This is a genomic window from Microlunatus sp. GCM10028923 (genome assembly GCF_042666975.1).
Taxonomy (GTDB): Bacteria; Actinomycetota; Actinomycetes; order Propionibacteriales; family Propionibacteriaceae; genus Microlunatus.
Window position 1 is genome coordinate 562,333 of record NZ_JBHTFF010000002.1, and the last position, 23,981, is coordinate 586,313.

Here is a 23,981-nt window from a genome sequence, read left to right on the forward strand (position 1 = left end):
CAGACAACTCGTTCCGGCCGCGTTCCGGGAGTCCCTGATGAGAGGTGTACTCGCAGGGCATCTCTGATCCGCCCGGCCGGGACTAGCCTCCATTCCATGGACAACCGAGCCGAGGTCCGCGAGTTCCTGATGTCGCGCCGGGCAAAGGTCACCCCGGAGCAGGCCGGGCTGCCGGCCGGGACCCAGCGGCGCGTCAAGGGCCTGCGGCGCTCCGAGGTCGCCATGCTCGCCGGGGTCAGCGTCGAGTACTACGCCAAGCTCGAACGCGGCGGGATCGGCGGCGCCTCAGCCTCCGTGATGCACGCGATCTCCCAGGCCCTCCAGCTCGACGACACCGAACGTGCCCACCTGCTCGACCTGGCCCGCGCCGCCGACGGCATCCCGGCCTCGGGTCGCGCGCGGCGCCGGGCGACCGGCAGCCAGCTGGCGCGGCCCAGCCTGCACTGGGCTCTGAACGCCTTCACCGACGGGGTCGCGTTCGTCCGCAACGCGCGCCAGGATCTGCTGGCCACCAACGAGCTCGGCCGGGCCTTCTATTCGCCGGTGATCGGGGACGGTGGCCGAACGCCCAATCTGGCCCGGTTCCAGTTCCTCGACCCGGCGTCTCGTGACTTCTATCCCGACTGGGAGCTGTTCGCCGAGATGTGCGTGACGATCATGCGCGCCGAGGCCGGCCGGGACCCGCACGACAAGGACCTGCAGGATCTGGTCGGCGAGCTGTCCACCCGGAGCGAGGTGTTCCGCGCGCTCTGGGGCTCCCACGACGTCCGTACCCACGGCACGGGCACCAAGCGGTTCCATCATCCGCTCGTCGGCGAGCTCACCTTCGCGTTCGAGGAGCTCGCCATCACCGCCGAACCCGGCCACGTCATGCTGCTCTACACCGCCGAACCCGGCTCACCGTCGGCCGAACGGCTCCGCCTGCTCGCCTCCTGGAACGCTGACCGGGCGCAGACGTCGGCCTAGACTCCCCGGGTGGGACTGATCTACAACGACCTCGTCGGCCAGGTCCCGCTCGTGCAACGGGTGTGGTCGGCGACCTGCGATGTCGAGACCGGGTTCGCGTCGGCGGCCAAGGCGTACTCCACGATCTGCTTCGCCCGCGGCAGCGACGGGGTGACCGTGCACCTGAAGGGGCCCGAGACGCAGGGCACGTTGATGACCTGCCCGGAGGACTGGGAGTTCTTCGGTGTCGAACTGCGGCCCGGTGCCTATCTGCCGCTGCACCCGCCGGCCGGCCTGACCGACTTCAGGAACGCGGTGCTGCCGGCCTTGCCGAGCGGTCGCTTCCTGCTGGACGGCCAGGAATGGGAGATGCCGACCGAACAGAATGTCGACGTCCTCGTCAACCGGCTGGTCCACGCCGGGTTGTTGATCTTCGACCCGTTCGTCGACGAGATCCGGCACGGCGAACGACCGCGCGGCATGTCGGAGCGGACCGCGCAGCTCAGGTTCCGCCGGGCCACCGGGATCTCACACCGCAAGCTCGCCGGGATCGAGCAGGCCCGCTACGCCGCGCAGCTCCTCACGGCGGGCAGCCCGATCGCCGAGGTGATCAATGCGGCCGGCTATTACGATCACCCGCACCTCACCCGGGCGATGCGGTGGGCGACCGGTCAGACGCCCAGCGAGTTGCGGGCCGGCACGTCCTTCCTGGCGCTGTGACCCGGATTCGGTTCCGTACAAGACGAACCGAGCGGCCGGGTGATTGACTTCCGCGCGTGCGCACACTGATCGAATACGACCACCTCTCGATCGACGGCGTGATGTCCGGCGACGCCTGGTGGGCCGGCCAACAGGACGTCGTACCCAACGACCAGCACTTCGCCTATCAGCTCGGGCTGCTCTCCTCGGCGGTCGGGCTGGTGCTCGCCGGGTGACGTACGAGGGCTTCGCCCAGACCTGGCCGACCCTGACCGGCGAGGTCGTCGACAAGATCAACGCGCTGCCCAAGCACGTTGCCTCGACCACGCTGACCGAGACCAGTTGGAACGCCGAGGTGCTGGCCGGCGATCCGGTCGAAGCCGTCGACCGGCTCAAGGAGGCCGGCGACGGCACCTTGATCAAGTACGGCAACGGCCCGTTCAGTCGGGCCCTGGTCGAGGCGGGCCTGCTGGACGAACTGCATCTCAGTGTCTCGCCGTTCGTCGCCGGGTCGGGGGAGTCGCTGCTGGCCGGACTGCGGACCACGGCACTGGAACTGACGAACGTGACCGACCTCGGCAACGGCACCGTGGTGCTGGCCTACTCTCTTCGGCACTAGCCGGACCGGAAGGAAATCCCCATGACTCAAGGCGAATACGCCTCGGTGAACGGCATTGACCTCTACTACGAGGTCCTCGGCGAGGATCGGCCCGGCCCGCCGTTGATCATGCTGCACGGCGGCGCGCTCACCTTCCGGCTGAGCTTCGACGCGTTACTGCCCGACCTGACCGCCGAGCGGAAGGTAATCGGGATCGAGTTGCAGGGGCACGGGCACACGGCCGACGGCGACCGGCCGTTCTCCCTCCGGCAGTCCGCCGAAGACGTGATCACGTTGCTTGATCAACTCGGGATCGAGCAGGCCGACTTCTTCGGCTACAGCCTGGGCGGCCTGGTCGCCACCGAGGTCGCCGTCCTGGCTCCGGGTCGGGTCGGCCGGCTGGTGCTGGCCGCGTCACACTTCGGGCCGACCCGCGGCGAGGGCTACTACGCCGAGATCACCGACCTGGACCTGGAATCGCCGCGGATGCCGACCGAGGAGGAGGGCGCGGCCATGATCAGCGCCTACCTGGAGGTGGCGCCGGATCCGGAGGGCTTCTTCGGGTCCGTGCAGAAGTACCAGGCGGCGGTGCACGACTTCGAGGGGTGGACCCATGATCAGCTGGCCGGGCTGACCATGCCGGTCTTGATCATCATCGGCGACACCGACTTCGTCCGGCTTGAGCACGCGGTCGCGATGAAGCAGCTGGTGCCGGACGCGCAGCTGGCGATCCTGCCGGGCACGAAGCACATGCAGGTGATCCGGCCCGACTTCGTGCTGCCGATGGTGACCGCGTTCCTGGGGCGGTGACCAGACCCGGTCCGTGCGGCGCACCCCTGGGTTGATTGGCGAGGGATCCCGCCGGGTACGTACCTCGGGCGCAGTTCGAGGTCGACGGTGGAGGTCGATGGTCATGAACAAGCACAGGGCGCCGATGATCGCGGCGGCAGGCCTGTCGGCAGTCGTGGCGGGCCTGATCGCCTGGCGGTTCGGTACGTCGTCCGGCGGCAAGGAGAGCTATCAGAAGTTCCTGGCCCGGATGGACGAGCTGGGGGCCGAGGGCCGGCGGCGGACCGAGGAGGCTCAGACACTGCTGCACGAGAAGGCCGACGAGTTCGCCGGCGCGGCCAAGGACTTGGCCGGCGAGGCGCGGCAGCGGCTGCAGCACCTGGCCGGACATCCCGGCTGAGCCGGCGAGCCCAGCCTGGCCGCCGCACCGCCGGCGGTGAGCGTCAGCGCGCCCAGCCCTCGGCGGTGGTGATCGGGCGTTCTTCCTCCCGGCGCTCCACGGGGCGGCCGTCGTACTGGGTGGAGAGCACGATGTGGGTCCGCATCTCGCCATGCGCGCCCAGCTTCTCGATCAGTCCCTCGAGGTCGCCCAGGGACGACGCGCGCACCTTCAACATCGTGCAGTGCTCGCCCGAGAGCTTGTGCACCTCGACGACTTCCGGGTAGTCCTCCGCCGACGTCGTCCGGAGCAGGCAGTCCGCCGGCCGGCAACGCAGCTGCAGGAAGGCGAGCAGCGGTTGCCCCGCCTTGGCGGCGTCCACGTTGGCTCCGTACCCGGCGATCACACCGGCCGTCTCGAGGCGGCGGACCCGTTCGGCGATCGCCGGCGCGGACAGGTGCACACGCCGCCCGAGTTCCTTGTACGACAGGCGGCCGTCCGCCTGCAGCTCGCCGAGGATCCGCCAGTCCGTCTCGTCCATCTCGGTCGACTGGAAAGTCTTCATCCCGAATTTCCTTTCATGCGGAAGCTCGATCGTCCCGTACGCCGTTAACGTCTCATTCTCTTTGCTGCTTGGCTTTTCTAGCGTAGTTCCCATGACTGAGACGTACGGCCGACTGCGGCGGATCTGGGGCTTCGCCGCCCTCGGGGGCCTGGCCCAATCGCTCGCCGGGGCGGCCGGCGGCCTGCTGGCGCAGGAGCTGGGCGGGACCGATCTCGTCGCCGGCATTCCGGCCACGATGCTGACCCTGGGCGCCGCGGGGATGGCGGTCCTGCTGTCCTGGATCACCCGGCGGTGGGGCCGTCTGCCGGCCCTTCGGCTGGGTTGCGTCGCCGCGGCGGTCGGCTGCGCGATCGTCGTCGCCGGCGGCCTGCCGGGAGTCCTGGCCGGAAGCCTGCTGATCGGAGCCGGGAACGCGGCCGTGATGTTGTCCCGGTACGCCGCCGCCGACCTGCGGCCCACCGTCGCCCGGGCCCGGTCGATCGCCTCGGTGATGGTGATGATCACCGTCGGCGCCGTGATCGGTCCCAATCTGCTCGCCCCCAGCGCTGCGGTGGCCGGTCTGATCGGAGCCTCGGGACTGGTCGGCGGCTATGTCGTGGCCGGCGTGGTCTTCGTCGGCGCGGCGGCGATGCTGGGCCGCGCCCCACGGCTGCCGACCCGGTCGGTCGACCTCCCCTCGACACCCGCCGGGCGGCTGCCGTCCACGGTCGGTCTCGCCGTCGTCGTGCTGGGCGTCGCCAACCTGGTGATGGTCGCGGTCATGACGATGGCCCCGCTGCACCTGACCCACGGTGGCACCGGCCTGGTCGCCGTCGGACTCGTGGTGAGCCTGCACATCGCCGGCATGTTCGCGCCGGCGGTCGTCAGCGGTCGGATCACCGAACGGCTGGGACCGCGGCGGGCCGCGCTCGTCGCACTGATCCTGCTGGTGCTGGCGTGCGGCTGGGCGGCGTTGGCCGGGGCCGACCCGCTGCCGCTCGGCGGGGCGATGGTCGTCCTCGGGATCGGCTGGAACCTCGCGACCGTGGCCGGGAGCGACCTGCTCACCGCCGGCGTACCGGCTGCGGAACGTCCCCGCCGGGAGGGCCTGGGCGAACTCGGGATGGGTCTTGCGGCCGCGTTCGGCGGTGCCGGCTCCGGCGTCGTGATGCACCTGTTCGGCTATCCGACCCTGGCCTGGCTCGGCGCCGGTCTGCCGGCCGTCCTGCTGGCGGTGTTGATCACCGCCTCGCACACCTTCTGGAAGTCAACGATCGAGGAGCATGATCATGTTCGAGAACCTGATGAGTCCCGACCTGCCGACCCGGCAGTACGCCGAGCTGCTGCAGGTCCGGGAGCGGGAACGGCTGGCCCACCGCATCGCCCGTGAACAACGGGAGGCCCGGAACCGGGACCAAGACCGGCGGTCTGAACGACCGAGCTGTCAGCCGGTCCGCTGTGCCGGCGAGACCGCGTGACACCCGGCCGCGGTGGGTGAATTTCTGCCGGGTACTCGCGGCGGAAATTCACCCAGGTCGGCTGGAGCATCCTCCAGCAGCCTCCCGGTTCTCCGCGTAGCCTGGACTTCAGGGCACGGGGGAGGCGGCGATGGCTGTCACGGTGGGCACGTTCAATCTGAACAACCTCTTCGACCGCTGGAACTTCGACGGTGCGGTCGAGGCGCTGTCCCAGGGCAGCAAGAAGATTCCGGCGACGTACGAGTTCGCCAGCGAGTCGGAGCGAAGGCTCCGGTTGGACTCGCGCGGGAAGTTGATCTTGGCCAAGAAGCCGGAGGACACGGCCCGGGTCGCGGAGCGCCTGCTGGCGGCCGATGTCGACGTCTGGATCGTGCAGGAGGTCGAGCACGCCGACGCGTTGAAGGAGTTCAATCGTGATCACCTGGGCGGCGACTACCCGCATGTGATGGTGATCGACGGGAACGACTCGGCCCGGTTCATCGATGTCGGCGTCCTGTCCCGGCGCCCGCTCGGCGGGGTGACCAGCTGGCAGCGGACGTTTCACCCGGACGACCCGTCCGGCCCGATCTTCTCCCGGGACCTGATCGAGGTGGAGATCCTTGATGCGCGCGGCCGCCGCCTGCTGACCGTGTTCGGGACCCACCTGAAGTCGAAGTTCGTACCCTTCACCGATCCCGACCCGGTGGCGGCGGACCGGCGGAACGACCTGCTGCGGACCCGGCAGTCGGAGATGATCACCCGGATCGTGGCCGCCCGGACGAACAGCCGGCAGCGTTACCTGGTCTGCGGCGACATGAACGACACCCCCGACTCGGCTCCTTTGCAGTCGATCGTGTCGGCCGGCCTGGTCAACGCCCTGCAGTCACCGACCGAGATCGGGACGGTGAAGACGACCGTGGAACTGCCGGCCAGTCCGGCCTGGACCTCGACGTTCAAGGAATCCGGCAAGCCGCGCACGTTCGACCTGATCGACCAGATCTGGCTGAGCCCGGCCCTTGCCTCGAAGCTGACCGGCGCGTTCATCGGCAGGCGGCGGAAGCTGAGTCGGGACGGCACTGATCATGATCCCGCCTGGGTCAGCCTCGATCTCTAGCTCAGCCGAGGATCCTGCGTCGGGTCGGCGTACCGGTTCGGGCAGCCGTCGTCGTCGGCGTCCGGTCGCAGCTCGTAGTGCCAGGGCTCGTTGTCGTAGATCTGGCACAGTCCGTAGTCGGCGCCGTGCTCGGCCAGCCACTTCGTCGTCTTCGTCGGACCAAGATCAACAGCGTCGCCCGACACGTGCAGCGACTTCTCCGGCGGGGCCACCCAGCGCCGGGCCTCCGCCTCCGAGCCGTACTGGTCGACCGCCTCCCGGAGCAGCTTCTTCTGGTACGCCGCCGACCGCCAGCCGCTGTTGACGACGAACTCGACGCCGTCCGCCTCGGCGTCACCGGCGGCCTCGCGCAGCGCCTCGAGCAGGTCCGGGTCGAGCTTGCCGACGGCCGGCACCTCGTCGTCGAAGACCGTCGTACCGTCGGGCACGGCCCCATCGCCTGCGCCGAGCCGCTGCTTCTCCTGTGCCTGCTTGCGCTGATTCTTCGCGGTTTCCCGGGGCGGAGTCCTCGGCGTCGGCTTGGCCTCGGGTGCGGCGGTCGCCGAGGTGCCCGGCGCCATCGGCGGTGCTGACTGCGCCAGCGGTGCCTGGCAGCCGAGCGTGCCCAGGAGGGCCGCGCCGGCAACGGCCAGGGCGACGAGGGCGGTCGGGCGGAGTGCGGGTCTGCTGGAGGGCATGCCCTCCAGTCAAGGCAATCGGCTGTTGCCGGTCCGTATGCGGATTTGGATACGCGGACGATAGGCCGCTGGCGGAGGTCAGCCGCGCTGCGGCCCGGCTCGCACCAGGGACCGGACGGCCTGGAGGTCGAGCGGGTGCGGGTCGTGTTCGGTGAGGATCCAGGTCGCCCCGGCGTCGACGTACGGCGCGGGGTCGGCGTCGCGCGCGACCGCCACCACGAAGTCGTACGGTGACGTCGGATCGTCGCGCAGCGCGGTGATCGCGGCGGCGGCCTCGGCGAGCTCGTCCGGATGCTCAAGATTGACCGGGAAGAAGCCCTCGTGCCGGGCCGCCCGGCGCCGCGGCCGGACCTTGCCGGGGAAGCCGGCGACCCAGACCGGGATCGTCTCCTGGGCGGGCCGGGGAAGGAAGTCGAGATCGTCCACCGTGTAGTGATCACCGCGATGGACCACCCGCTCGCCGGACCACGCCTGCCGCAGCACGGCCAGGGACTCGTCGAGCATCGCGGCCCGGGTCGGCTCGTCGTCCACCTCGCCGGTGCGGGAGTACTCGTCGCCGAAGCGGTCGCTGCCGACTCCGACCCCGAGGACCAGCCGCCCGTCGCTGAGCAGGTCGAGGGCGGCGGTCTCCCGGGCCACCAGGGTCGGCCGGCGCCGCGCCAGCGGGGTGACCATCGGGCCGATCCGGACCCGATCGGTGACCGCCGCGACGGCGGCGAGCGTCATCCACGGATCGAGCGCCGCCCGCACCGGCGGCCGCCAGTGCGTGTGATCCCAGACGAAGAAGCCGTCCCAGCCGGCCTGTTCGGCCTCGACGGCGAGGTCGACCACCAGCTTCGGGTCGGCCAGGGCGTCGAAGAGCGGGAGCCAGATCCCGAAGTTGATCTTGGACGGAGTCGTCATGCGGGCAGATTACCGCGCAACCGCGCGGGAAACCTGGTTGCGCGCAGATGACGGGCTTGCCACGGTGGCATCATGATCACGCTCCGGACCGCGACCCGGGCCGACCTCCCGGTCATCGCCGACATCCTGGCGAACGTGCAGGGTCAGGCCGACCCGGCGCTCGATGTCGAGGCGCAGCGGACGGCGCTCGCCGCGGACCTCGAGAACTGGTTCGGGCGGGACGAGCCGGAGAGCTTGCTGTCGATCATCGAGCTCGACGGGGTGCCGGTCGGCCGGCTCCGGGTGGTCCGGTGGCCGGACCGGATCTTCCTCGGCGGGATCCAGGTCCATCCGGACCATCAGGAACGCGGGATCGGCACCGAGTTGATCACCGCGCTGATCGAGGAGGCTCGGGCGAGCGGGAGGGAGCTGCAGCTCACGGTGGACAAGATCAACATCGGGGCACGCCGGCTCTACCAGCGGCTCGGCTTCAGAACCGAGTCGGAGACCGTCGACGAGCTGCATTTGGTGATCCCGGTCGGCGCCTGATCACCGTACGGGGACCGCGTCCCAGCCGGAGGAGAACCAGACGACCTCGCCGGTCGCCGGGTCGTACCGCCGCCGCTTGATGGTGCCGATGTTGCCGCCGTACACGTGGATTCCGATGGTCGGCTCGTCGCCCTCGGCCACGACGGCATGCACGTCGTCGTCGGTGGTGCAGCAGACGGTGACCTGGCCGGCCCGCCAGCGAGCCTCGCCGGCCGGCGTCAGCGGCGCGGCAGGCGCGGTGTCGGAGGGCTTCAGGTAGCGGACCTCGTGCTCGATGCCGGAGTAGATGCCGACGACGCCCCAGGTCTCGTGGCCGTGCACCGGGGTTTGTTGATCAAGGTCCCAGACCACGGACGCCAGTGACCAGCTGTCGTCCGGTGCGATGTAGAGCGGGTAGGTCATGTTGTGCTCCGGCGACGGCCGGGTGAACTCGTCCGGCAGCCGGTAGCCGTCGGTCAGCAGTTCGGTCATCAGCGGGGAGATCCGTGCCGTGAGCTCGTACTGATCATCAGTGCCGGCGACCACCCGTTCGACGTCCTCGATGAACCGGCGCAGCCGCTCGGTGATCATGATCCGCTCCGGGTCACCCGGTACTTCAGGTGGGTCACGCCCGGCGCCTCGACGGCCCGGACCTGCTCGAGCTGGACCGTGCTCAGGTCGGCGGCGAAGATCCGGGAACCGCCGCCGAGCAGGCGCGGGGTGACATGGAGTTCGAGCTCGTCCAGCAGGCCCGCGGCCAGGTAGGCGCCGATGATCATGCCGCCGCCCCAGAGCTTGACGTCCTTGCCGCCGGCGGCCCGCTTCGCCTGCTCCAGTGCGGATTCGATGCCGTCGGTGACGAAGTGGTACGTCGTCCCGCCCGCCATCTCGATCGGCTCGCGGGGATGGTGCGTGACCACGTACACGTCGTGGTGGTAGGGCGGATTGTCGCCCCACCAGCCGGTCCACGCGTCGTCCCAGGCGCCGCCGCCGATCGGGCCGAACATGTTCCGGCCCATGATGCTGGCGCCGATGTTCGCCTGCGCTTCCTCCATCACCGGAGTGCTCGCGTTCACCTCGCCGCCCTCCTGGTCGTGCCCCTCCCGGAACGCGGCCAGTGGCACCACCCAGTCGTGCAGTTCCTCGCCGCCCACGCCGAGCGGGTCCTGCTCGCTCTGGTCCGGTCCGGCGACGTAGCCGTCCAGCGAGATCGAGATGTCGCACCTGAGCTTGCTCATCGTTGTCCCCTCACGCTTCGACGCCGTCGTTCGGCGCCCTTGCGAAAAGCATGAACGGCATCGAAGATGACGTCTAATGCCAATTCTTCGACTCACTCATCAAGGTCTTTGATCTATGTTCAACCTGATCCATCTCAAGGTGCTGGCGGCGGTGGCGCGGAACGGCTCCGTCACCGAAGCGGCCCGCGAACTGCACTACTCGCAGCCCTCGGCCAGCCATCACCTGTCCCGGTTGGAGGCGGCTACCGGCGTAAAGCTGGTCCAGCGGGTCGGCCGCGGGATCCGGTTGACGCCGGAGGGACAGCTGCTGGCGAACCGGGCGATCGAGATCATCGGGCGGATCGACGCGGCGGCCAGCGAGCTCGCGGCGCAGGCCGAACTGCGGACCGGCCGGGTCCGGCTGGCCGCCAACGCCTCGGTGCTGAGCACCATCGTGCCGAGGGCCGCGGCCGTGCTCGCCGAGTCCCATCCCGGCCTCGAGCTGCAGGTGATCGAACAACACCCGATCGAGGCGTTGCAGCAGTTGCGGGAGGGTGAGATCGACGCGGCGCTCGTGTTCCGGCACGCGCACGCGCCACTCGCCGACGAGGAGTTCCGGCTGGTCCCGGTCGGCCAAGATCAGATCCACCTGTTGAGCCGGGAGCCCGACGACAGCGTCGATCACCATCGCGAGTCGGCCTGGATCGGCGGCTGCGAACGCTGCCAGAACGAACTGACCGCGATCTGCGCCCAGCGGGGCTTCGCGCCGCGGATCCAGTCGATGAGCGACGACATCGTGGTCGTGCAGGCCCTGGTCGCGGCAGGGGTCGGTGTCGCGATCATTCCCGGGTACGCCCTCCAGGCACACCACCGGCCGGGCGTGCAGGCCACGCCGATCCCGGAGGCGATCCGGCAGATCCACGTCGCCACCTACGGCGATCCGCCCGACCCGCCCGCCACCACCGCCCTGATCGAGGCGATCCGGACCTCGGTCCAGACCTGAGGCGAACGCTCGACGCCGCCGGGCCGGGCGGGTATAAAGGTGATCAACAACTGCACAGCACCATGTTCAGGGACTGAGGCGGGCGAACTCAGGTGAGGTCTGCCCATGATCAACTCGTCCCGGGCGGGTGCCGTCGAGCCCCGTCGCAACTTCAACCGGCTGTGGTTCGCCCAGTCGGTCTCCCTGGTGGGACTCCAGACCGGCTCGGTCGCGGTTCCCTTGCTGGCGGTGGATGTACTGCACGCCGACGCATCGCAGGTGGCCCTGATCGGGACGCTGTCCAGCGTCCCGTGGCTCCTCGCGCCGGTCGTCGGTGCGATCGCCGACCGGACCGATCGGAAACGACTGCTGGTGGTCTCGCACCTCGCCCGCAGCCTGCTCTGGCTCAGCATCCCGGTGGCGTTCCTGTTCGGCGTGCTGATGCTGCAGCAGATCTGGCTGGTGGCCGGGCTGGTCGGCGTGCTGAGCGTCGTCTTCGGCGTCGGCTACCGGACGTTCCTGCCGACGATCGTGGCCAAGGAGGAACTCGGTACGGCGAACGGGAGGATGGCCGGCACCGACGCTGTGGCCCGCGCGACCGGACCGGCCGCCGCCGGCGCCCTGGTTCAGTTCCTGGGCGCCGTTCCGACGATCTTGGTCCAGACGCTGTCCTCGCTGCTGGCGGGGATCGCCACGGCCACCATCCGTTCGGCGCCGAGCCGGCGAGCGCGACCCGCACCCACCAGCCGTACGGAGCGGCTGGTCGGGTGGTGGCGGGGCATGATCGACGGGTTCCGCTGGCTCTACCGGATCCGGCCGTTGCGCTGGCTCACCGTCGGCGACACCGCCTACCTGTTCTGCTGCGACCTCTGCTTCGCCCTCGTGGTGGTGTTCTTCCGCGAGACGCTCGGGCTCGATGCCGTGCTGATCGGGGTGATCTTCTCGGTCGGCAGCCTGGGCGGCATCGTCGGCGCCGCCCTGGCCAACCGGCTCCGGGTCCGGGCCGGCTTCGACGTGATCATCAGGATCGCCGCCGTGCTGCGCGGGGTCGGCCTGATCGCCCTGCCGCTCAGCCTGCTGGTGCCCGGCGGTGCGGTCCTCGCCGTGCTCATCGCCGGCCGGGCGGTGAACGCCTGTGCTTGGAGCGTGTACGAGGTGCTCTCGGAGACGTACCAGCAGACGGTGCTGCCCGATGATCATCGAGGCAGCGCCACCGCGGCGAGCCTGTGGCTGGGCAACGTGGCCGCGACCCTCGGAGCCGCGACTGCCGCCGTGCTCGCCACGGTGGTCGACACCGTCGTCCTGCTCGCTGCGGCGGGGATCGGTGCCGTGGCCGCCGGCTTGATCAGCCTCCTGGTCGACAGCCGAGGTCGTGGAGGTTCGGCTCCGTGATCGTGATCAGGTGTGCAGGGGCAGCGTTGCGACGACCGACCAACCGTCCCCGGCGGGCCCAACCACGGTGCCGCCGCCGAGTTCCTCGGAGCGCTCCCGCATCGAACGGACGCCGACGCCTTCGACCCAGGCTCGGTCCGGCGCACCGTTGTCCGTGATCGACACGGTCAGCCCGGGCGGACCGCTGATGATCGTGACGTCGATCCTGGTGGCCGAGGAATGCCGTTGGGCGTTGGCGATCGCCTCCAGGGTGATCCGGTACGCGGCGAGCTCGACGGCCGGGCTGGCCTGGTCGATCCGGTCCGGCGCGGTGACCACGACCTGATCACCGAACTGCCGGGCGTGCTCCCGGACGGCCCCGACCAGGCCGAGTTGATCAAGGGCGAGCGGCCGCAGCCCGTACACCACGCGGCGCACCTCGGTGACGGCCTCGCCGACCGCCGCGCGGGCTTCCCGCAACAGGCGCTGGGCGTCGTCGGGCCGGCTGCCGACGAGGTTGGCCGCAGCGTCCACCCGGAACGCGGCGCTGGTGAGCTTGGGACCCATGCCGTCGTGCAGGTCTCGATAGAGCAGCGCCCGTTCCCGCTCCCGTGCTTCGATCACCGCGGCGCGGGCGTCCTGGAGCTGGGCGGCCAGGGCCTGCGCGCGGAGCAGCAGGCCGAGCGGGCCGGAGACGACGGCGATCACCCGCCGGTCCGCCTCGTGCAGCCTTCGCTCGCCCGCCCGCAGGGTCACCTCCAGCGTCCAGTGCCGGCCACCTGACCGAGCCAACGGCACGTCGACCTGAGCAGCACCCGGAGGCGGCGTCCCGGCCGCCGCGACCGGGACCTCCTCGTCCCGCACAGCGAGGGCCGGCAGCCGCAGGGTGTTCCGGATCTGATCAAGAACGGCGTCGAGATCATCGGAGTCGGCCAGCCGCTCGCCGAGCTGCTGTGCGGCGGCCGCGGGCTCGGTGCGATGGCCGTACACCGCCCTGGCCACCGCGCGCTGCAACAGCAGCCGGACCGGATTGAGCGCAAACGTGATCACCAGCACGCCGGCGATCGCCAGCGGGTGCCCGGCATCGACCGGCATCAGCCGGGACAGCCCAGCCACCAGTCCGACGTAGCAGGCGACGACCAGGCAGATCAGGACGCCGTAGACCAGCGCGCGCGAGACGATCTCCCGGATGTCCCACAGGCCGTGCCGGACCACGGCGATCGCCATCGCGGTCGGGATCAGGACGAAGGTGAGCAACAGCAGGATCGGCCCATCGCCGGTGATCCAGCGCTGCGCGTTGATCACCCCCATCGCGATCACGGCCAGCAACAGCCAGAGCAGCTGCCGTCGCCCGGTCTCGCCGGACCGGCGGTAACGCAGCACCAGCGAGATGATCGCGAGCAGCATGCAGGTGCCGCCGACCAGGTTGGCGATGAGGAACATGGCCTCCGGCAACGGCGCCGGCAGCGCCAGGATCGACGCCGACCGCTGGTCGCCGGCACGGTTCTCGTACGGGCTGAGTGCGGTGTCGATGATCTGATAGGCCGTGACGGCGATCGTCAGCCACAGCACCGGACGCCACCGCGGGGACGGCAACCGGCCGTCCGGAAACAGCAGCACCAGGGCCGGCAGCATGCCGCCGAGACCGAGGGTCCAGCCGCCGGAGAGCCCGATCATGGTGCGCAGCAGCCAGGTCGGCCAGTCCGCGGCCGCGCCGACCTGCCACAGCGACCCGATGACGGCCGTGCTCAGGTGGCCGAACCCGCCGAGGGTCATCAACGGGCCGACGACGTTTCCCGGTCGGTACGACTGCACGACCGCGCCCGAGATCACGTACCCGAGGCCGACCACGAGATTGGTCAGCACGTAGCCGTCCACCACGTCCTGCCAGTCGGCACCGACGACGACGCACGCGACCACGGTGATCACGATCAGAAGCAGGGCGAGCCCGGGCAGGACCAGCGGCCACTTGCGGGCGGCCGCCGTCGTGATCATGGTCCGCCGCCGAGTCCGTTGTCGCGGGCCCGGACGATCGCCTCGGCCCGGGTGCTGACGCCGATCTTGAGGAAGATCGCCGAGATGTGGTTGCCGATCGTCTTCGGTGCCAACGAAAGCCGGTCGGCGATCACCGAGTTGGACAGCCCGCGCGCGATCAGGTCCAGCACCTCCCGCTCGCGGCGGGTCAGCTCCGGCAACGAAGGGCCGGCCGCGGTCATCCGCGGCAGCAGCTTCGCCGCGACCGAACCGTCGAAGATCACTCCGCCGGCCGCAACCGTCCGGATCGCCCGCTCGATGTCGGCCTGGTTGGCGCCCTTCAGCAGATAGCCGCGGGCCCCGGCGGCGACGGCGTCGGCGATCAGCCGGTCCTCGTCGAACATCGTCAGCACCAGCACCGCGATCCCCGGCCGGGCCGCCAGGATCTGCCGGGTCGCGCTGACGCCGTCCAGCCCGGGCATCCGCAGGTCCATCACGATCACGTCGGGACGGTGCTCCGCCGCGGCGGCCACGGCCTCGAGTCCGTCCCCGGCCTCGGCGACCACCGACATCCCGGGAAGCGTTTCGAGCAAGGCGATCAGGCCGTCGCGGACGACCGGATGATCGTCCGCGACGACCACCCGGATCGGCGTCGGTAGCCCCACGGCACGATTCTCACCCTTCCGGTCGCGCTCAGCCAGGGGTCGTGCCCCCAGTCCGGCCGGGAAGATTCCCGGTTCCCGGCGCCGAGCCGGGGCCCGCGCCTCAGTCGCCCGGTCGGCCGCGGCGGCAGGTTGGTGACAACGGATCGGATCCGCCGATCCCTCGGTGCAGGAGGCACCATGTCAACCCAACTGTCCAGCCCATCCCGGGTGGATCCCGCCGGCGGGTCCAGGCTCGCGCGGGTCGGAGTCGCCCTCGCCTGTGTGATCGCAGCGGGTGATCTCGCGCTCGTCGCCGTCCAGGTGGCCGGCTCCGAACTGATCCCGATCATCGTCGGCGCCGTGATCGCCGGCCTCGCGCTCGGCACCTTCGTCCTGGCACCACAGGGCTGGCGCGGTCGGCGCCCTGCCCTGTACGTGATCGCGGGCCTGCGTGGTCTCTCGGCGCTCACCGCGATCCCGGCGTTCGTCGTGGACGGGGTGCCGTTCGAGATGAAGCTGCTGGCCGGAGCCGGCCTCGGCCTCGCCCTGGTGGTGATCATGCTGTTGCTGATCGGGAGCCGGCGATGATCACGTACGAGCAGACCGTGGCCCCGGTCCGGGAGACCGGCCGGGTACCCCGCCTGCTGACCGCGCTGCTGATGCCGATCGGTCCGGCCGCGGTGGCCTTGATCAGGTTCGTCATCCCGCCGGAACCGGTGGGTCCGTCGGCGGCGGCCAACCCGGGTGCGGTGGACCTCGTCCAATGGTTCGGGCTGATCGCGGCGTTCACCCTGTTGCCGGGTGCGTACGCGGCGGTCGGCCTGGCTCGTCGCTATCGCCCGCGGCTGGCCATCGCCGTCGCCCTGACCCTGATCCCGGGCTATCTGGGCATGACCGCGCTGGGCGGCTCCGACAGCGTGGTCGCGGCCGGGACGAAACTCGGGCTGCCGCCTGATCAGGTGACCCTGCTGTCGAACGCGATCAACGAGCTACCCAGCGTGTCGGTGATGGTGTTGATCTTCGTCTTCGGCCACATCGCCGGGATCTTCCTGCTCGGCCTGCTGACGGTCCTGGCCCGCCTGGTGCCGTTGGTCGTCGGGATCGGTCTCGCCGTCTCCCAGTTGATCCACCTGACCGCGGTGATCATCGCGAACCCGTGGCTCGACCTGATCGGCTGGGGACTGACCGCCGTCGGCTTCGCCTTCCTCGGCGTCCGGCTGGTCCGGGACGGCCAGGTCAGTGCCGAGGGACGATGATCAACTCGTTGCCCTCCGGGTCGGCGACGATGTGCCGGTCGTCGTCGCCGCCCACCAGCCGTCCGCCGGCCCCGACGGCCGCATCGATCCGGGCGGCGGCCCGGTCGTGCGGCACCAGCAGCTCGAACCGGATCCGGTTGGGCTGCCGGCGCCGATCCTCGTCGTCCGGGTCGAGGCTCTGGAAGAAGATCACCGGGAGCAGCCGGTACGGGTCGTAGAGATCGGTCACGAACGAACGAGGATCCTGGCGCAACCCGAGGGTGACCGTCCAGAAGCCTTGCAGGGAAGGGATGTCGACCGCGTCGATGCCGAACTGGACGAACCGGGGCCGGGCCGGGTCGGCGGTCAGGCCCGCCGCTCGGGCCGCCGCCTGGACCCGGCCGGCGAGCTCGGCGAAGCGTTCGGGCGCTTCCTCCCATTGGTCCTTGCCGCTGTCGATGGTGATGCCGTCGCCGCGGAGGTCCACCAGTAGCGGAATCTCTGCGTCCCGGGCCAGCCCGACGACGGTGGCGGCGAGGTCCGCCGCCTCGGCCGGGGCGGCGACCGGGTAGTGCACCACGGCGCCGAACACGGCCCACCAGTCGGAGGTGTCCGGGCCTTCCGGCAGCCGGTCGCCGGGCACCAGGTCGAGCTCGTTGCGTTCGGGATCGGCGAGGGTGACCCCGTAGGCCCCGAACGGCTCGCGGCGCAGTTCGGTCCGGACCGCGGTCACGGCGTCCGGCGGGCGGACCACGTCGACGTGGATCCGGTTCCGCAGCGGCCGTGGCTCGGTCAGTTCGTCGACGATGATCATCGGATCACGGTGGGACGGGTCGACCAGGCCGTCGCTCTCCTCGCCGTAGCCGAAGGCCGTGCGCCAGAAGGCCTGTACGGCCGGCGGATCGGCGGCGGCGACCCGAACGCGGAGCGAGGACAGCCCGGTCGGGTCAGCGGTCAGGCCGAGTTCGCGGGCTTCGGCGGAGATCGCCTCGGCGAGGCCGGGCTCGGCGCCCGAGATCCGTACCCCTTCGAAGCGGAGCGCGACGGCGGGCGGCCCGCTGTCCCGGCTGAGCGAACCGATCCGCCGGACCAGTTCGGCGGCCGCGTCCGGGGACGGCGCATCGAACCAGGCGGTGAGACCGGTGTCGAGGACTCGCCAATCGCTCATCATCGTCGCCATGGCTCGACGATAGACCACATTCCGGACGGGGCCCGTCCTGACGGGAGAGGGCGCGGTACGGGCCACGACCAGGAGACCCGTACCGCGCAGTTCGGGAATCAGAAGTTGATCTTGCAGGTCACCTTCCTACTGATCAGGCTCCACTCGGCCGAGATGAGGTACTCGTGCACCCGCCACCCGTGGCCGTTGTGACCGGTCCAGCTCCTGGTGCGCAGGTACTCCCAGTAGTAGGACCCGGAGTGCTGGCCGACCGGGATGCATTTCGGCGGCGGCGCGTTCGGCGGCGGGCACAACCTGCATACACCGGCGGCGGTCGCGCTCTTGGTATCTGAGCCGACAGGCTGGGCCGAGGCCTGAGCCGGCGCCAGCATCGCCGCAGCCACTGCGATCAGTGCCACGACCAGTCCCCGCCAGAATAGTGATCTGTTGCGTTCGACCTTGGCGATCATCGATCCTCCTCGTCTCGCGACAACCCCCGCGTGGGCTGTCCGTACCAGGGGATCAGGTGTCACTGACTTGGCTCTGACGTGTCACTGACCCAGGGCAGCGATGACCAGCTCGAGCACCTGGTCCGGGTGGGTGGCCACGAGATCGTGTCCGGCCGGCACCCGGTGCACCGTGATCGTCGGCCGGGTGGCGGCGAGGGTGTCGACGGCGTCGCGCCAGGCCTGGTTGAGTTCGGCGGCGCGGGTGCCGTCGCGGCCGGCCATGTACTCGGACATGATCATGGTGATCGGCCCACTGATCCGGTCGAACCGCTCGGCGGCGGTCCGGCGGTGCTGATCGATCTCGTCCTGCAGCCGGAAGATGTCGTCCCCGGTGAGCGCGACCTGGTGCGGTGTCCCGGCCTGCGACCGCTGGAGGGCCAGCGCCTCCGCACCGTTCATCGACTCCCGCATCCCGTCCAGCTCCTCCGGCGTGAGCAGCGAGGCCGACAGCGGTGTCCCGCCGTCGATCAAGATCAACCCGCGCGGCGGCGCCGGCAGCGCGGCGGCCTGATCAAGCAGCAGGTCCGCCCCCATCGAATGGCCGATCAGCACCAGGGAACCGGGCCCGCCCAGGGCCTCCAGGACGGCGGCGGTGTCGGCGCCGAACGTCCGGTAGCCGTACGGCCCGCCGACGCTGCTCAACCCGTGCCCGCGATGATCGAAGGTGGCCAGCCGCAGGTGCCGCCGAAGCCCCTCGAACAGCGGCCCGAGCTGGGACTGGGTGCCGCCGAGCCCAGGCACGAACACCGCGGCGGGCCCGTCCCCGGACACCGCCACCGGAATCGTCGCGCCGTCCCGTCGGATCGTCAGACTCTCCATGCCGACCCAGTCTTTCACGCGGTCCGGGTGGCGATCCCGGGCGGTCTGCCAGGATGTTGATCATGACTGGAGAGGTGGCCCGCCCCAAGGTCTCGGCCTTCGTCACCCGCGCGGACGGCCGGCTGCTGGTGTTCTCACACTCGGAGTCGCCCGATGCGGGGATCCAGGTGCCGGCGGGAGGGATCGAGCCGGGCGAGGATCCCGCGGCGGCCGCTATCCGGGAGACCGAGGAGGAATCGGGGTTCACCGGGTTCACCGTGGAGCGGTTCGTCGACCGCCGACTGATCCGGGAACAGCGTCACGGCCGGACGGAGCTCCATGATCGGTGGTTCTTCCGGCTGATCGCCCCCGACGGCCTGCCGGAGCAGTGGCGGCACGGCGAGGGGACCGGGCCGGACGCTGATGACTGGATCCCGTTCGACTTCTTCTGGATCGATCCGGACGCCGAGCCGTTGCCGCTCACGCCGGATCACGCCGAGGTGTTCCGCCGGCTCCGAGATCAGTCCTGAGCCGTCCCGCCTCGCGGGTCCTGAGCGGCACGGCGCCGGTCCGGGTGGGATGATCATGGACTGGGAGGCACCGTGATCAGCAGGACGGAGCGTCGCGTCGCGGCGGCGAACTCGATCGAGCAGTTGCGCCGGATCGCCAGGCGCCGGACCCCGCGCGCGGTGTTCGACTACACCGACGGCGCGGCCGAGGAGGAGCTGACGCTGCACCGGGCCGAGGAAGCTCTGCGGGCCGTTGAACTGCGGCCGAGCGCCTTCCCGGCGACGGCCGGAATCGACACCAGCACAGAGATTCTGGGGCGGCGGGCCGCCCTGCCGCTGGTGCTGGCGCCGACCGGCTACACCCGGATGATGCACACCGAGGGGGAGCTGGCGGTGGCCCGCGCGGCGCGGGCGGCCGGGCTGCCGTACACGCTGTCGACGATGGGCACCCGGTCGATCGAAGAGGTCGCCGCCGAGGTGCCGGATGCCGACCGCTGGTTCCAGCTGTACCTCTGGCGGGACCGGGCCGCCAGCGAGGACCTGGTCGATCGGGCTCGCCGGGCCGGCTACCGGACGCTGATGCTCACCGTCGACACGGCGGTCGGCGGGCTGCGCCTCCGCGATGTCCGCAACGGCCTCACCATTCCGCCCGAGCTGACGCTGCAGACGCTGCTCGACGGGGCCCGGCATCCGCACTGGTGGATCGACTTCCTCACCACCGAACCGCTCAGCTTCGCGTCGATGAAGGCCTGGACCGGGACCACCGAGGAACTGCCCAACCTGCTGTTCGACCCGACGGTCACGCTGACCGATCTGGCCTGGCTCCGGAGTGCCTGGGACGGGCCGTTGTTGATCAAGGGCATCCAGCACGCCGACGACGCCCGCGCCGTGATCGACGCCGGGGCGGACGGAGTGATCGTGAGCAACCACGGCGGCCGCCAGCTGGACCGGGCGGCGACGACGATCGACCTGTTGCCGGAGATCCGGGCCGCGCTCGGACCTTCGGCGACGATCTTGATCGACAGCGGCTTCCGGTCCGGAGCCGATCTCGCCGTCGCGCTGGCCCGGGGCGCCGACGCGATCATGATCGGCCGGCCGTACCTCTACGGACTGATGGCCGGCGGCGAGGCGGGCGTACGGCGAGCGCTGGAGATCTTCGACGCCGGCCTGCACGCCACCATGCGCCACCTCGGCGCCGGCACCATCGCCGACCTCAGCTCGGTGGCGACGGGGCGGTGAGCGAGGCGAGGTAGGCGAGGCTACGCGGGACCTGGGTGGCGATGGACGGGCTCTCGTCCTCGATGTAGGCGTGGCTGATCGCCGACTGCCCGGCGGCGCGGAGGATCTCCGGGAGGTCCAACTGCCCGTCGCCCAGCGCGACGTCGTTCTCGCGGGCCGTCTTGCCGGTCAGGTCGCCGACCACGCCCCGGCGCAGGTCCTTGAGGTGCATCAGGCGGAACCGGTCGGGGTAGCGGCGCAGGAGCTGCGCGGGGTCGGCGCCCGGGAAGTGCGCCCACAGGATGTCCAGTTCGAAGGCGACCGCCTCCGGATCGGTCCGCTCGACCATCAGGTCGAACAGCGTCCCGCTGCCGTGCGGTACGAATTCGTAGCCGTGGTTGTGATAGCAGAACGTCAGCCCGTGATCACGCAGCGAGGCGCCGACCCGGTTGAAGGTCTCCACCGCCGCCGTGGCGTCGGCCAGGTCGAACGGTGCCTCGTGCGGGATCCAGGCGACCCGGACGAAGCTCGCGCCGAGCGTCTTGGCCTCCGCAGCGACGTCGTCGGTCCTGCCCACCAGGTCGGCATACCCGACGCCGTACGAGGAGCACTGCATGCCCCGGTCGTCCAGCATCCGGCGCAGGTCCCCTGCGGACTGGCCGAACAGGTTGGAGAACTCCAGGTCGGTGATCCCGAGCTCCCGGATCACGTCGAGCGTTGCGCTCACGCTCTCCTGGAACTCGTTCCGGTACGTGTAGGAGACCATCCCCGGTGGGATCGCGTACTGCAGGGAGTCGGTCGCCGGCGCTGCCATAGCTGCTCTCCATGATCATCGAGACGGGCTCGTGCTGAAAGCCAAGTCTGCCGCATCATGATCAAGGCGCAGCCGGCACCCCCGGCGGTGCCGGCTCCCGATCCTCCCTCACGCGAACTCGGGCATGATCTTGTCGTGGATCAGCCGGAGCTGGGTGTTCACGTCGGCGACCCCCTCGATGTCGCGGCCCATGAACGTCTTCACCAGGGTGGCGTCGGTGATCGCCAGGATCATGTGGTTCACGCCGGCGGCGGCGATGTCCTTGAGCTTGGCGACGCATTCCTCCGGTGTCCCGGCGACCGACAGCGTGTCACCGATCTCGGGCGTGGTGGCCTCGATCGACCCGGCCAGGTCGCCCGCGCCGAGCTTCTCGATGATCGGCGCCATCGCCTCCGGCGCGATCCCGTTCCGCTGCAGCTGCTCGGCCGGCATCGCCGACGCGTACAGACCGACCATGGACCGGGCGGCGTCCTTCGCGATCGCGGAGTCCTCGCCGGTCGCGAACACCACCCAGGCGCCGATGTCGAGGCTGTCGACGTCCTTGCCGGCCCGGTCGGCGCCGATCTTCATGTTCTCGTACATGTACTCGTACGCCTCGCGGGTGTAGCTCAGCGCGTGATGGCAGCCGTCGCTGAACTCCGCGGCGACCTGGAACGACTTCGGACCGCGCATCGCGCCCAGCTTCACCGGAAGATGATCTTGCACCGGCCGGGCGAACGAGAACAGTCCGTGGTAGTGGTAGAAGTCGCCGTCGAAGGTGATCGCCCCGTCGTCCAGCAGGGTCCGCACCACGTGCGCGCCCTCCTTGGTCCTCGACAGCGGCTTCTGGGTCGACCAGTCGATGCCGTACTGCGCCAACAGGCCGAAGTTGCCGGACGACAGCACCACCTCGGCGCGGCCGCCGGTGAGCTCGTCCAGGGTCGCCGCGGCCTGGGCGATCAGGGTCGGTTCGCGCAGGGCGACGGTCGACACGCTCGGACCCATCCTGATCTGCGTCGTCTTGTCCGCGGCAGCGGCGAAGATCAACCACAGGTCCTTGTGCCAGGTCTCGTCGGCGGCATAGACCGCGTGGAAGCCGAGCTCGTCGGCGAGCTTGATCGACTCGAGCGATTCGGCGACCGGGTAGTCGGGCAGGGTGACGTAACTGAACTTCATCGGGTGACCTCCTGATCGTTCACGGGTGGTGCGGGTTGCGGGAACAGGGGCGAGTCGGTGATCGCGTCGCCGTAGGGCGTGCTGCCGCTCCGGTACGGACGCCCGGCGAACAGGTAGACCGCCCCGAGGCCGACCACGATCACGGCGCCGAGGACGACGATCCAGTTGTCGTACCAGGGCGCGTCGGGGGTCCGCGGCCAGGCGATGTTGATCATGGCCAGCACCCCGTACGTGAGCGCGCCGATGGTCACCGGCAGGCCCCAGGAGCCGAGCCGGAACGCACCGGCCGGCCGCCAGCCCTTGAGCCGGGCCCGCAGGGCGGCCAGGACGACCATGTGGAAGCCCAGATAGATGCCCAGCGTGGCGAACGAGATGATCTTGGTCAGGGCCTCGGCGGAGGCGATCGAGACCAGGATGATCAACGCCGGCACCGCGGCCGCCACCAGCATCGCGTACGGCGGCACGTGCCGCTTCGGCAGCACGATGCGAAGCGCCCGGGAGCCGACGATCATGTCGTCACGGGCGTAGGAGTACATCAGCCGGGACGCCGCGGCCATCAGGCTCAGCGTGCAGGACAGGAACGAGATCAACACCACCGCGAGCACGATCTTGCTGCCGACCGGGCCGAAGGCGGTGGTCAGGATGGTGCCGATCGGATCGGGGTCGGTGCCGCCGATCACGGCCGCGTAGTCCTGCACGGCCAGGATCAGGGACAGGCAGACGAACATCGCCGCGGCGCCGCCGACGTAGATCGTCATCCGCATCGCCTTGGGGATCCGCCGGGTCGGGTCGGGCACCTCCTCGGCGACGTCGCCACAGGCCTCGAAGCCGTAGTACTGGAAGATGCCGATCAGCCCGGCCGCCAGGAACGCCCCGACGTAGGAGCCTCCCGAGCCGGTACCGAACGAGTCGAACAGGACCTCCAGCCCGTGGTGCCGCTGGCTGATCAACAGCCAGCCACCGACCACGAGCGCGCCGAGCAGCTCGGCGACGAAGCCGATGATCGCCGCGTACGCCAGCCACTTGGTGCCGCCGAGATTGATCACCAGCGCCAAGGCGATCAAGATCAAGGCACAGAGCACCGTGGTGCCGGTCCCGGCCTCGAAGCTGAACAACGCTCCGAGATACGGCCCGGCCCCGTACGCAACGCCGGCGATCGTCGCCAGCAGAGCGAACAGGTAGACCCAGCCGGTCATCCAGGCCCACTTGCGGCCCCAGAGCCGGCGCGCCCACGGGTAGATGCCGCCCGCCACCGGATACTGCGAGACGATCTCGCCGAACACCAGGGCGACCAGCAGCTGACCGAGCCCGACGATCACCAGTGACCAGAACATCGGCGGACCGCCGGTGGCCAGCGACACCGCGAACAGGGTGTAGATGCCGACCACCGGGGACAGGTAGGTGAAGCCGAGGGCGAAGTTCGCCCACGGGCTCATGTCCCGCTTGAACTCCGACCGGTAGCCCAACGCTGCCAGCTGGGCATCGTCGTCATCGGTGCGGGTGGTCATCGTCCACCTCGGCCAGCAGCTCGGAACCGGTGATCACACGTTCGGCGAAGTGCCGGTGCATCCAGTCCAGATGATCATGGCGAGCGTTCATGATCCGTAGCGAATCCCAGTTGGGGAAGGCCTGCTGCAGCACCCAACGCTCCATCAGGCGCGGGTCGACCTCGTACAGGTGCGGATGGGTGGTGACGGCCACCTCGCTGACCCGCTCGGCCGGCGGTGGCGAGGTCTGTTCGGCGTAGCGATAGCCGAGTTCTCGGGGATCGAGTCGAGCCATGA

At 70.2% G+C, this 23,981-nt stretch carries 29 protein-coding genes; 15 read left to right on the forward strand and 14 right to left on the reverse strand.

Going from position 1 to position 23,981, the window contains the following annotated elements; all coding sequences use genetic code 11:
• Positions 1-96: 96 nt before the first annotated feature.
• From ACFQU4_RS06830 to ACFQU4_RS06855, 6 genes are all read left to right on the forward strand, one after another.
• Complete coding sequence (locus tag ACFQU4_RS06830) at positions 97-966, forward strand: helix-turn-helix domain-containing protein (protein ID WP_377488528.1); 870 nt, start codon at positions 97-99, stop codon at positions 964-966.
• Between the two features lie 9 nt (positions 967-975).
• Positions 976-1,665 carry a helix-turn-helix domain-containing protein gene (locus ACFQU4_RS06835; protein WP_377488531.1) on the forward strand — a complete coding sequence of 230 codons (690 nt, stop codon included), beginning with the start codon at positions 976-978 and terminating at the stop codon, positions 1,663-1,665.
• A gap of 56 nt (positions 1,666-1,721) precedes the next feature.
• Positions 1,722-1,880: a hypothetical protein gene (locus ACFQU4_RS06840; RefSeq protein WP_377488534.1), complete on the forward strand. Its 159-nt coding sequence runs from the start codon at positions 1,722-1,724 to the stop codon at positions 1,878-1,880.
• Positions 1,877-2,263, forward strand: a complete 387-nt coding sequence (locus ACFQU4_RS06845; protein WP_377488537.1) for a dihydrofolate reductase family protein — start codon at positions 1,877-1,879, stop codon at positions 2,261-2,263. The genes ACFQU4_RS06840 and ACFQU4_RS06845 overlap by 4 nt, the downstream gene beginning before the upstream one ends.
• Positions 2,264-2,284: 21 nt before the next feature.
• Positions 2,285-3,052 carry an alpha/beta fold hydrolase gene (locus ACFQU4_RS06850; RefSeq protein ID WP_377488540.1) on the forward strand — a complete coding sequence of 256 codons (768 nt, stop codon included), beginning with the start codon at positions 2,285-2,287 and terminating at the stop codon, positions 3,050-3,052.
• Positions 3,053-3,155: 103 nt separating this feature from the next.
• Positions 3,156-3,431, forward strand: coding sequence for a hypothetical protein (locus ACFQU4_RS06855; protein WP_377488543.1), 276 nt, complete (start codon positions 3,156-3,158; stop codon positions 3,429-3,431).
• A 43-nt stretch (positions 3,432-3,474) separates the two neighbouring features.
• Here ACFQU4_RS06855 and ACFQU4_RS06860 read toward each other — a convergent pair whose 3' ends face one another.
• Positions 3,475-3,975 (reverse strand): Lrp/AsnC family transcriptional regulator, encoded by a 501-nt coding sequence (locus tag ACFQU4_RS06860; RefSeq protein WP_377488546.1) that lies wholly within the window; start codon positions 3,973-3,975, stop codon positions 3,475-3,477.
• A gap of 91 nt (positions 3,976-4,066) precedes the next feature.
• Between ACFQU4_RS06860 and ACFQU4_RS06865 the strand changes: the two genes are divergently transcribed.
• Together ACFQU4_RS06865 and ACFQU4_RS06870 are read left to right on the forward strand one after the other, a co-directional pair.
• Positions 4,067-5,344 carry an MFS transporter gene (locus tag ACFQU4_RS06865; protein ID WP_377488549.1) on the forward strand — a complete coding sequence of 426 codons (1,278 nt, stop codon included), beginning with the start codon at positions 4,067-4,069 and terminating at the stop codon, positions 5,342-5,344.
• Positions 5,345-5,562: 218 nt separating this feature from the next.
• Positions 5,563-6,525, forward strand: a complete 963-nt coding sequence (locus tag ACFQU4_RS06870; RefSeq protein WP_377488552.1) for an endonuclease/exonuclease/phosphatase family protein — start codon at positions 5,563-5,565, stop codon at positions 6,523-6,525.
• On the opposite strand, the gene ACFQU4_RS06875 is transcribed toward ACFQU4_RS06870, so the two are convergent.
• Both ACFQU4_RS06875 and ACFQU4_RS06880 read right to left on the reverse strand, forming a co-directional pair.
• Complete coding sequence (locus tag ACFQU4_RS06875) at positions 6,522-7,202, reverse strand: M15 family metallopeptidase (RefSeq protein WP_377488555.1); 681 nt, start codon at positions 7,200-7,202, stop codon at positions 6,522-6,524. The two genes, ACFQU4_RS06870 and ACFQU4_RS06875, sit on opposite strands and share 4 nt — an antisense overlap.
• A 78-nt stretch (positions 7,203-7,280) precedes the next feature.
• Positions 7,281-8,105 (reverse strand): LLM class flavin-dependent oxidoreductase, encoded by an 825-nt coding sequence (locus ACFQU4_RS06880; protein ID WP_377488558.1) that lies wholly within the window; start codon positions 8,103-8,105, stop codon positions 7,281-7,283.
• Between the two features lie 72 nt (positions 8,106-8,177).
• Here ACFQU4_RS06880 and ACFQU4_RS06885 point away from each other — a divergent pair, with 72 nt between their 5' ends.
• Entirely contained in the window at positions 8,178-8,633 is a 456-nt protein-coding gene (locus ACFQU4_RS06885; RefSeq protein WP_377488561.1) for a GNAT family N-acetyltransferase, read from the forward strand.
• Here ACFQU4_RS06885 and ACFQU4_RS06890 read toward each other — a convergent pair whose 3' ends face one another.
• Positions 8,634-9,203, reverse strand: a complete 570-nt coding sequence (locus ACFQU4_RS06890) for a hypothetical protein (RefSeq protein ID WP_377488564.1) — start codon at positions 9,201-9,203, stop codon at positions 8,634-8,636.
• Positions 9,200-9,850, reverse strand: a complete 651-nt coding sequence (locus ACFQU4_RS06895) for a dihydrofolate reductase family protein (protein ID WP_377488567.1) — start codon at positions 9,848-9,850, stop codon at positions 9,200-9,202. Before ACFQU4_RS06895 ends, ACFQU4_RS06890 begins: the two co-directional genes overlap by 4 nt.
• 115 nt (positions 9,851-9,965) lie before the next feature.
• Between ACFQU4_RS06895 and ACFQU4_RS06900 the strand changes: the two genes are divergently transcribed.
• On the forward strand, positions 9,966-10,832 hold the full coding sequence (locus ACFQU4_RS06900; RefSeq protein WP_377488570.1) for a LysR family transcriptional regulator: 867 nt from the start codon (positions 9,966-9,968) through the stop codon (positions 10,830-10,832).
• 105 nt (positions 10,833-10,937) lie between these two features.
• Positions 10,938-12,203 (forward strand): MFS transporter, encoded by a 1,266-nt coding sequence (locus ACFQU4_RS06905; protein WP_377488572.1) that lies wholly within the window; start codon positions 10,938-10,940, stop codon positions 12,201-12,203.
• Positions 12,204-12,209: 6 nt separating this feature from the next.
• Here ACFQU4_RS06905 and ACFQU4_RS06910 read toward each other — a convergent pair whose 3' ends face one another.
• Entirely contained in the window at positions 12,210-14,177 is a 1,968-nt protein-coding gene (locus tag ACFQU4_RS06910; protein ID WP_377488575.1) for a histidine kinase, read from the reverse strand.
• Positions 14,174-14,821 (reverse strand): response regulator, encoded by a 648-nt coding sequence (locus ACFQU4_RS06915; protein ID WP_377488578.1) that lies wholly within the window; start codon positions 14,819-14,821, stop codon positions 14,174-14,176. Before ACFQU4_RS06915 ends, ACFQU4_RS06910 begins: the two co-directional genes overlap by 4 nt.
• 177 nt (positions 14,822-14,998) lie before the next feature.
• On the opposite strand from ACFQU4_RS06915, the gene ACFQU4_RS06920 reads away from it, so the two are divergent.
• Both ACFQU4_RS06920 and ACFQU4_RS06925 read left to right on the forward strand, forming a co-directional pair.
• On the forward strand, positions 14,999-15,388 hold the full coding sequence (locus ACFQU4_RS06920; RefSeq protein ID WP_377488581.1) for a hypothetical protein: 390 nt from the start codon (positions 14,999-15,001) through the stop codon (positions 15,386-15,388).
• Positions 15,385-16,056 (forward strand): hypothetical protein, encoded by a 672-nt coding sequence (locus ACFQU4_RS06925; RefSeq protein ID WP_377488584.1) that lies wholly within the window; start codon positions 15,385-15,387, stop codon positions 16,054-16,056. The genes ACFQU4_RS06920 and ACFQU4_RS06925 overlap by 4 nt, the downstream gene beginning before the upstream one ends.
• Here the strand turns inward: ACFQU4_RS06925 and ACFQU4_RS06930 are convergent.
• The 3 genes from ACFQU4_RS06930 to ACFQU4_RS06940 form a co-directional block, all read right to left on the reverse strand.
• Positions 16,037-17,215 (reverse strand): VOC family protein, encoded by a 1,179-nt coding sequence (locus ACFQU4_RS06930; RefSeq protein WP_377488587.1) that lies wholly within the window; start codon positions 17,213-17,215, stop codon positions 16,037-16,039. The two genes, ACFQU4_RS06925 and ACFQU4_RS06930, sit on opposite strands and share 20 nt — an antisense overlap.
• Positions 17,216-17,313: 98 nt before the next feature.
• Positions 17,314-17,664 (reverse strand): hypothetical protein, encoded by a 351-nt coding sequence (locus ACFQU4_RS06935; protein WP_377488590.1) that lies wholly within the window; start codon positions 17,662-17,664, stop codon positions 17,314-17,316.
• Between the two features lie 81 nt (positions 17,665-17,745).
• Positions 17,746-18,522 carry an alpha/beta fold hydrolase gene (locus ACFQU4_RS06940; RefSeq protein ID WP_377488593.1) on the reverse strand — a complete coding sequence of 259 codons (777 nt, stop codon included), beginning with the start codon at positions 18,520-18,522 and terminating at the stop codon, positions 17,746-17,748.
• Positions 18,523-18,584: 62 nt separating this feature from the next.
• Here ACFQU4_RS06940 and ACFQU4_RS06945 point away from each other — a divergent pair, with 62 nt between their 5' ends.
• Complete coding sequence (locus ACFQU4_RS06945; RefSeq protein ID WP_377488596.1) at positions 18,585-19,031, forward strand: NUDIX domain-containing protein; 447 nt, start codon at positions 18,585-18,587, stop codon at positions 19,029-19,031.
• A gap of 72 nt (positions 19,032-19,103) precedes the next feature.
• Positions 19,104-20,249 carry an alpha-hydroxy acid oxidase gene (locus tag ACFQU4_RS06950; RefSeq protein WP_377488599.1) on the forward strand — a complete coding sequence of 382 codons (1,146 nt, stop codon included), beginning with the start codon at positions 19,104-19,106 and terminating at the stop codon, positions 20,247-20,249.
• Here the strand turns inward: ACFQU4_RS06950 and ACFQU4_RS06955 are convergent.
• The 4 genes from ACFQU4_RS06955 to ACFQU4_RS06970 form a co-directional block, all read right to left on the reverse strand.
• Positions 20,224-21,042 carry a sugar phosphate isomerase/epimerase family protein gene (locus tag ACFQU4_RS06955; RefSeq protein WP_377488602.1) on the reverse strand — a complete coding sequence of 273 codons (819 nt, stop codon included), beginning with the start codon at positions 21,040-21,042 and terminating at the stop codon, positions 20,224-20,226. The genes ACFQU4_RS06950 and ACFQU4_RS06955 overlap by 26 nt on opposite strands.
• A gap of 108 nt (positions 21,043-21,150) precedes the next feature.
• The gene (locus tag ACFQU4_RS06960) at positions 21,151-22,197 is read right to left on the reverse strand and encodes an LLM class flavin-dependent oxidoreductase (RefSeq protein ID WP_377488607.1); all 1,047 of its coding nucleotides are present in this window, start codon (positions 22,195-22,197) and stop codon (positions 21,151-21,153) included.
• A complete protein-coding gene (locus ACFQU4_RS06965; RefSeq protein WP_377488610.1) occupies positions 22,194-23,705 on the reverse strand; it encodes an APC family permease in 1,512 nt (503 codons plus the stop codon). The genes ACFQU4_RS06960 and ACFQU4_RS06965 overlap by 4 nt, the downstream gene beginning before the upstream one ends.
• Entirely contained in the window at positions 23,686-23,979 is a 294-nt protein-coding gene (locus tag ACFQU4_RS06970) for a hypothetical protein (protein ID WP_377488613.1), read from the reverse strand. The genes ACFQU4_RS06965 and ACFQU4_RS06970 overlap by 20 nt, the downstream gene beginning before the upstream one ends.
• Positions 23,980-23,981: the final 2 nt, after the last annotated feature.

Coding starts and splice junctions, on each gene's coding strand:
- ACFQU4_RS06830 (WP_377488528.1), top strand. CDS start 97: ATGGACAACCGAGCCGAGGTCCGCGAGTTCCTGATGTCGCGCCGGGCA.
- ACFQU4_RS06860 (WP_377488546.1), bottom strand. CDS start 3,975: ATGAAGACTTTCCAGTCGACCGAGATGGACGAGACGGACTGGCGGATC.
- ACFQU4_RS06905 (WP_377488572.1), top strand. CDS start 10,938: ATGATCAACTCGTCCCGGGCGGGTGCCGTCGAGCCCCGTCGCAACTTC.
- ACFQU4_RS06935 (WP_377488590.1), bottom strand. CDS start 17,664: ATGATCGCCAAGGTCGAACGCAACAGATCACTATTCTGGCGGGGACTG.
- ACFQU4_RS06895 (WP_377488567.1), bottom strand. CDS start 9,850: ATGAGCAAGCTCAGGTGCGACATCTCGATCTCGCTGGACGGCTACGTC.
- ACFQU4_RS06865 (WP_377488549.1), top strand. CDS start 4,067: ATGACTGAGACGTACGGCCGACTGCGGCGGATCTGGGGCTTCGCCGCC.
- ACFQU4_RS06875 (WP_377488555.1), bottom strand. CDS start 7,202: ATGCCCTCCAGCAGACCCGCACTCCGCCCGACCGCCCTCGTCGCCCTG.
- ACFQU4_RS06940 (WP_377488593.1), bottom strand. CDS start 18,522: ATGGAGAGTCTGACGATCCGACGGGACGGCGCGACGATTCCGGTGGCG.
- ACFQU4_RS06890 (WP_377488564.1), bottom strand. CDS start 9,203: ATGATCACCGAGCGGCTGCGCCGGTTCATCGAGGACGTCGAACGGGTG.
- ACFQU4_RS06970 (WP_377488613.1), bottom strand. CDS start 23,979: ATGGCTCGACTCGATCCCCGAGAACTCGGCTATCGCTACGCCGAACAG.
- ACFQU4_RS06955 (WP_377488602.1), bottom strand. CDS start 21,042: ATGGCAGCGCCGGCGACCGACTCCCTGCAGTACGCGATCCCACCGGGG.
- ACFQU4_RS06900 (WP_377488570.1), top strand. CDS start 9,966: ATGTTCAACCTGATCCATCTCAAGGTGCTGGCGGCGGTGGCGCGGAAC.
- ACFQU4_RS06920 (WP_377488581.1), top strand. CDS start 14,999: ATGTCAACCCAACTGTCCAGCCCATCCCGGGTGGATCCCGCCGGCGGG.
- ACFQU4_RS06910 (WP_377488575.1), bottom strand. CDS start 14,177: ATGATCACGACGGCGGCCGCCCGCAAGTGGCCGCTGGTCCTGCCCGGG.
- ACFQU4_RS06885 (WP_377488561.1), top strand. CDS start 8,178: ATGATCACGCTCCGGACCGCGACCCGGGCCGACCTCCCGGTCATCGCC.
- ACFQU4_RS06965 (WP_377488610.1), bottom strand. CDS start 23,705: ATGACCACCCGCACCGATGACGACGATGCCCAGCTGGCAGCGTTGGGC.
- ACFQU4_RS06850 (WP_377488540.1), top strand. CDS start 2,285: ATGACTCAAGGCGAATACGCCTCGGTGAACGGCATTGACCTCTACTAC.
- ACFQU4_RS06880 (WP_377488558.1), bottom strand. CDS start 8,105: ATGACGACTCCGTCCAAGATCAACTTCGGGATCTGGCTCCCGCTCTTC.
- ACFQU4_RS06945 (WP_377488596.1), top strand. CDS start 18,585: ATGACTGGAGAGGTGGCCCGCCCCAAGGTCTCGGCCTTCGTCACCCGC.
- ACFQU4_RS06925 (WP_377488584.1), top strand. CDS start 15,385: ATGATCACGTACGAGCAGACCGTGGCCCCGGTCCGGGAGACCGGCCGG.
- ACFQU4_RS06930 (WP_377488587.1), bottom strand. CDS start 17,215: ATGGCGACGATGATGAGCGATTGGCGAGTCCTCGACACCGGTCTCACC.
- ACFQU4_RS06870 (WP_377488552.1), top strand. CDS start 5,563: ATGGCTGTCACGGTGGGCACGTTCAATCTGAACAACCTCTTCGACCGC.
- ACFQU4_RS06855 (WP_377488543.1), top strand. CDS start 3,156: ATGAACAAGCACAGGGCGCCGATGATCGCGGCGGCAGGCCTGTCGGCA.
- ACFQU4_RS06960 (WP_377488607.1), bottom strand. CDS start 22,197: ATGAAGTTCAGTTACGTCACCCTGCCCGACTACCCGGTCGCCGAATCG.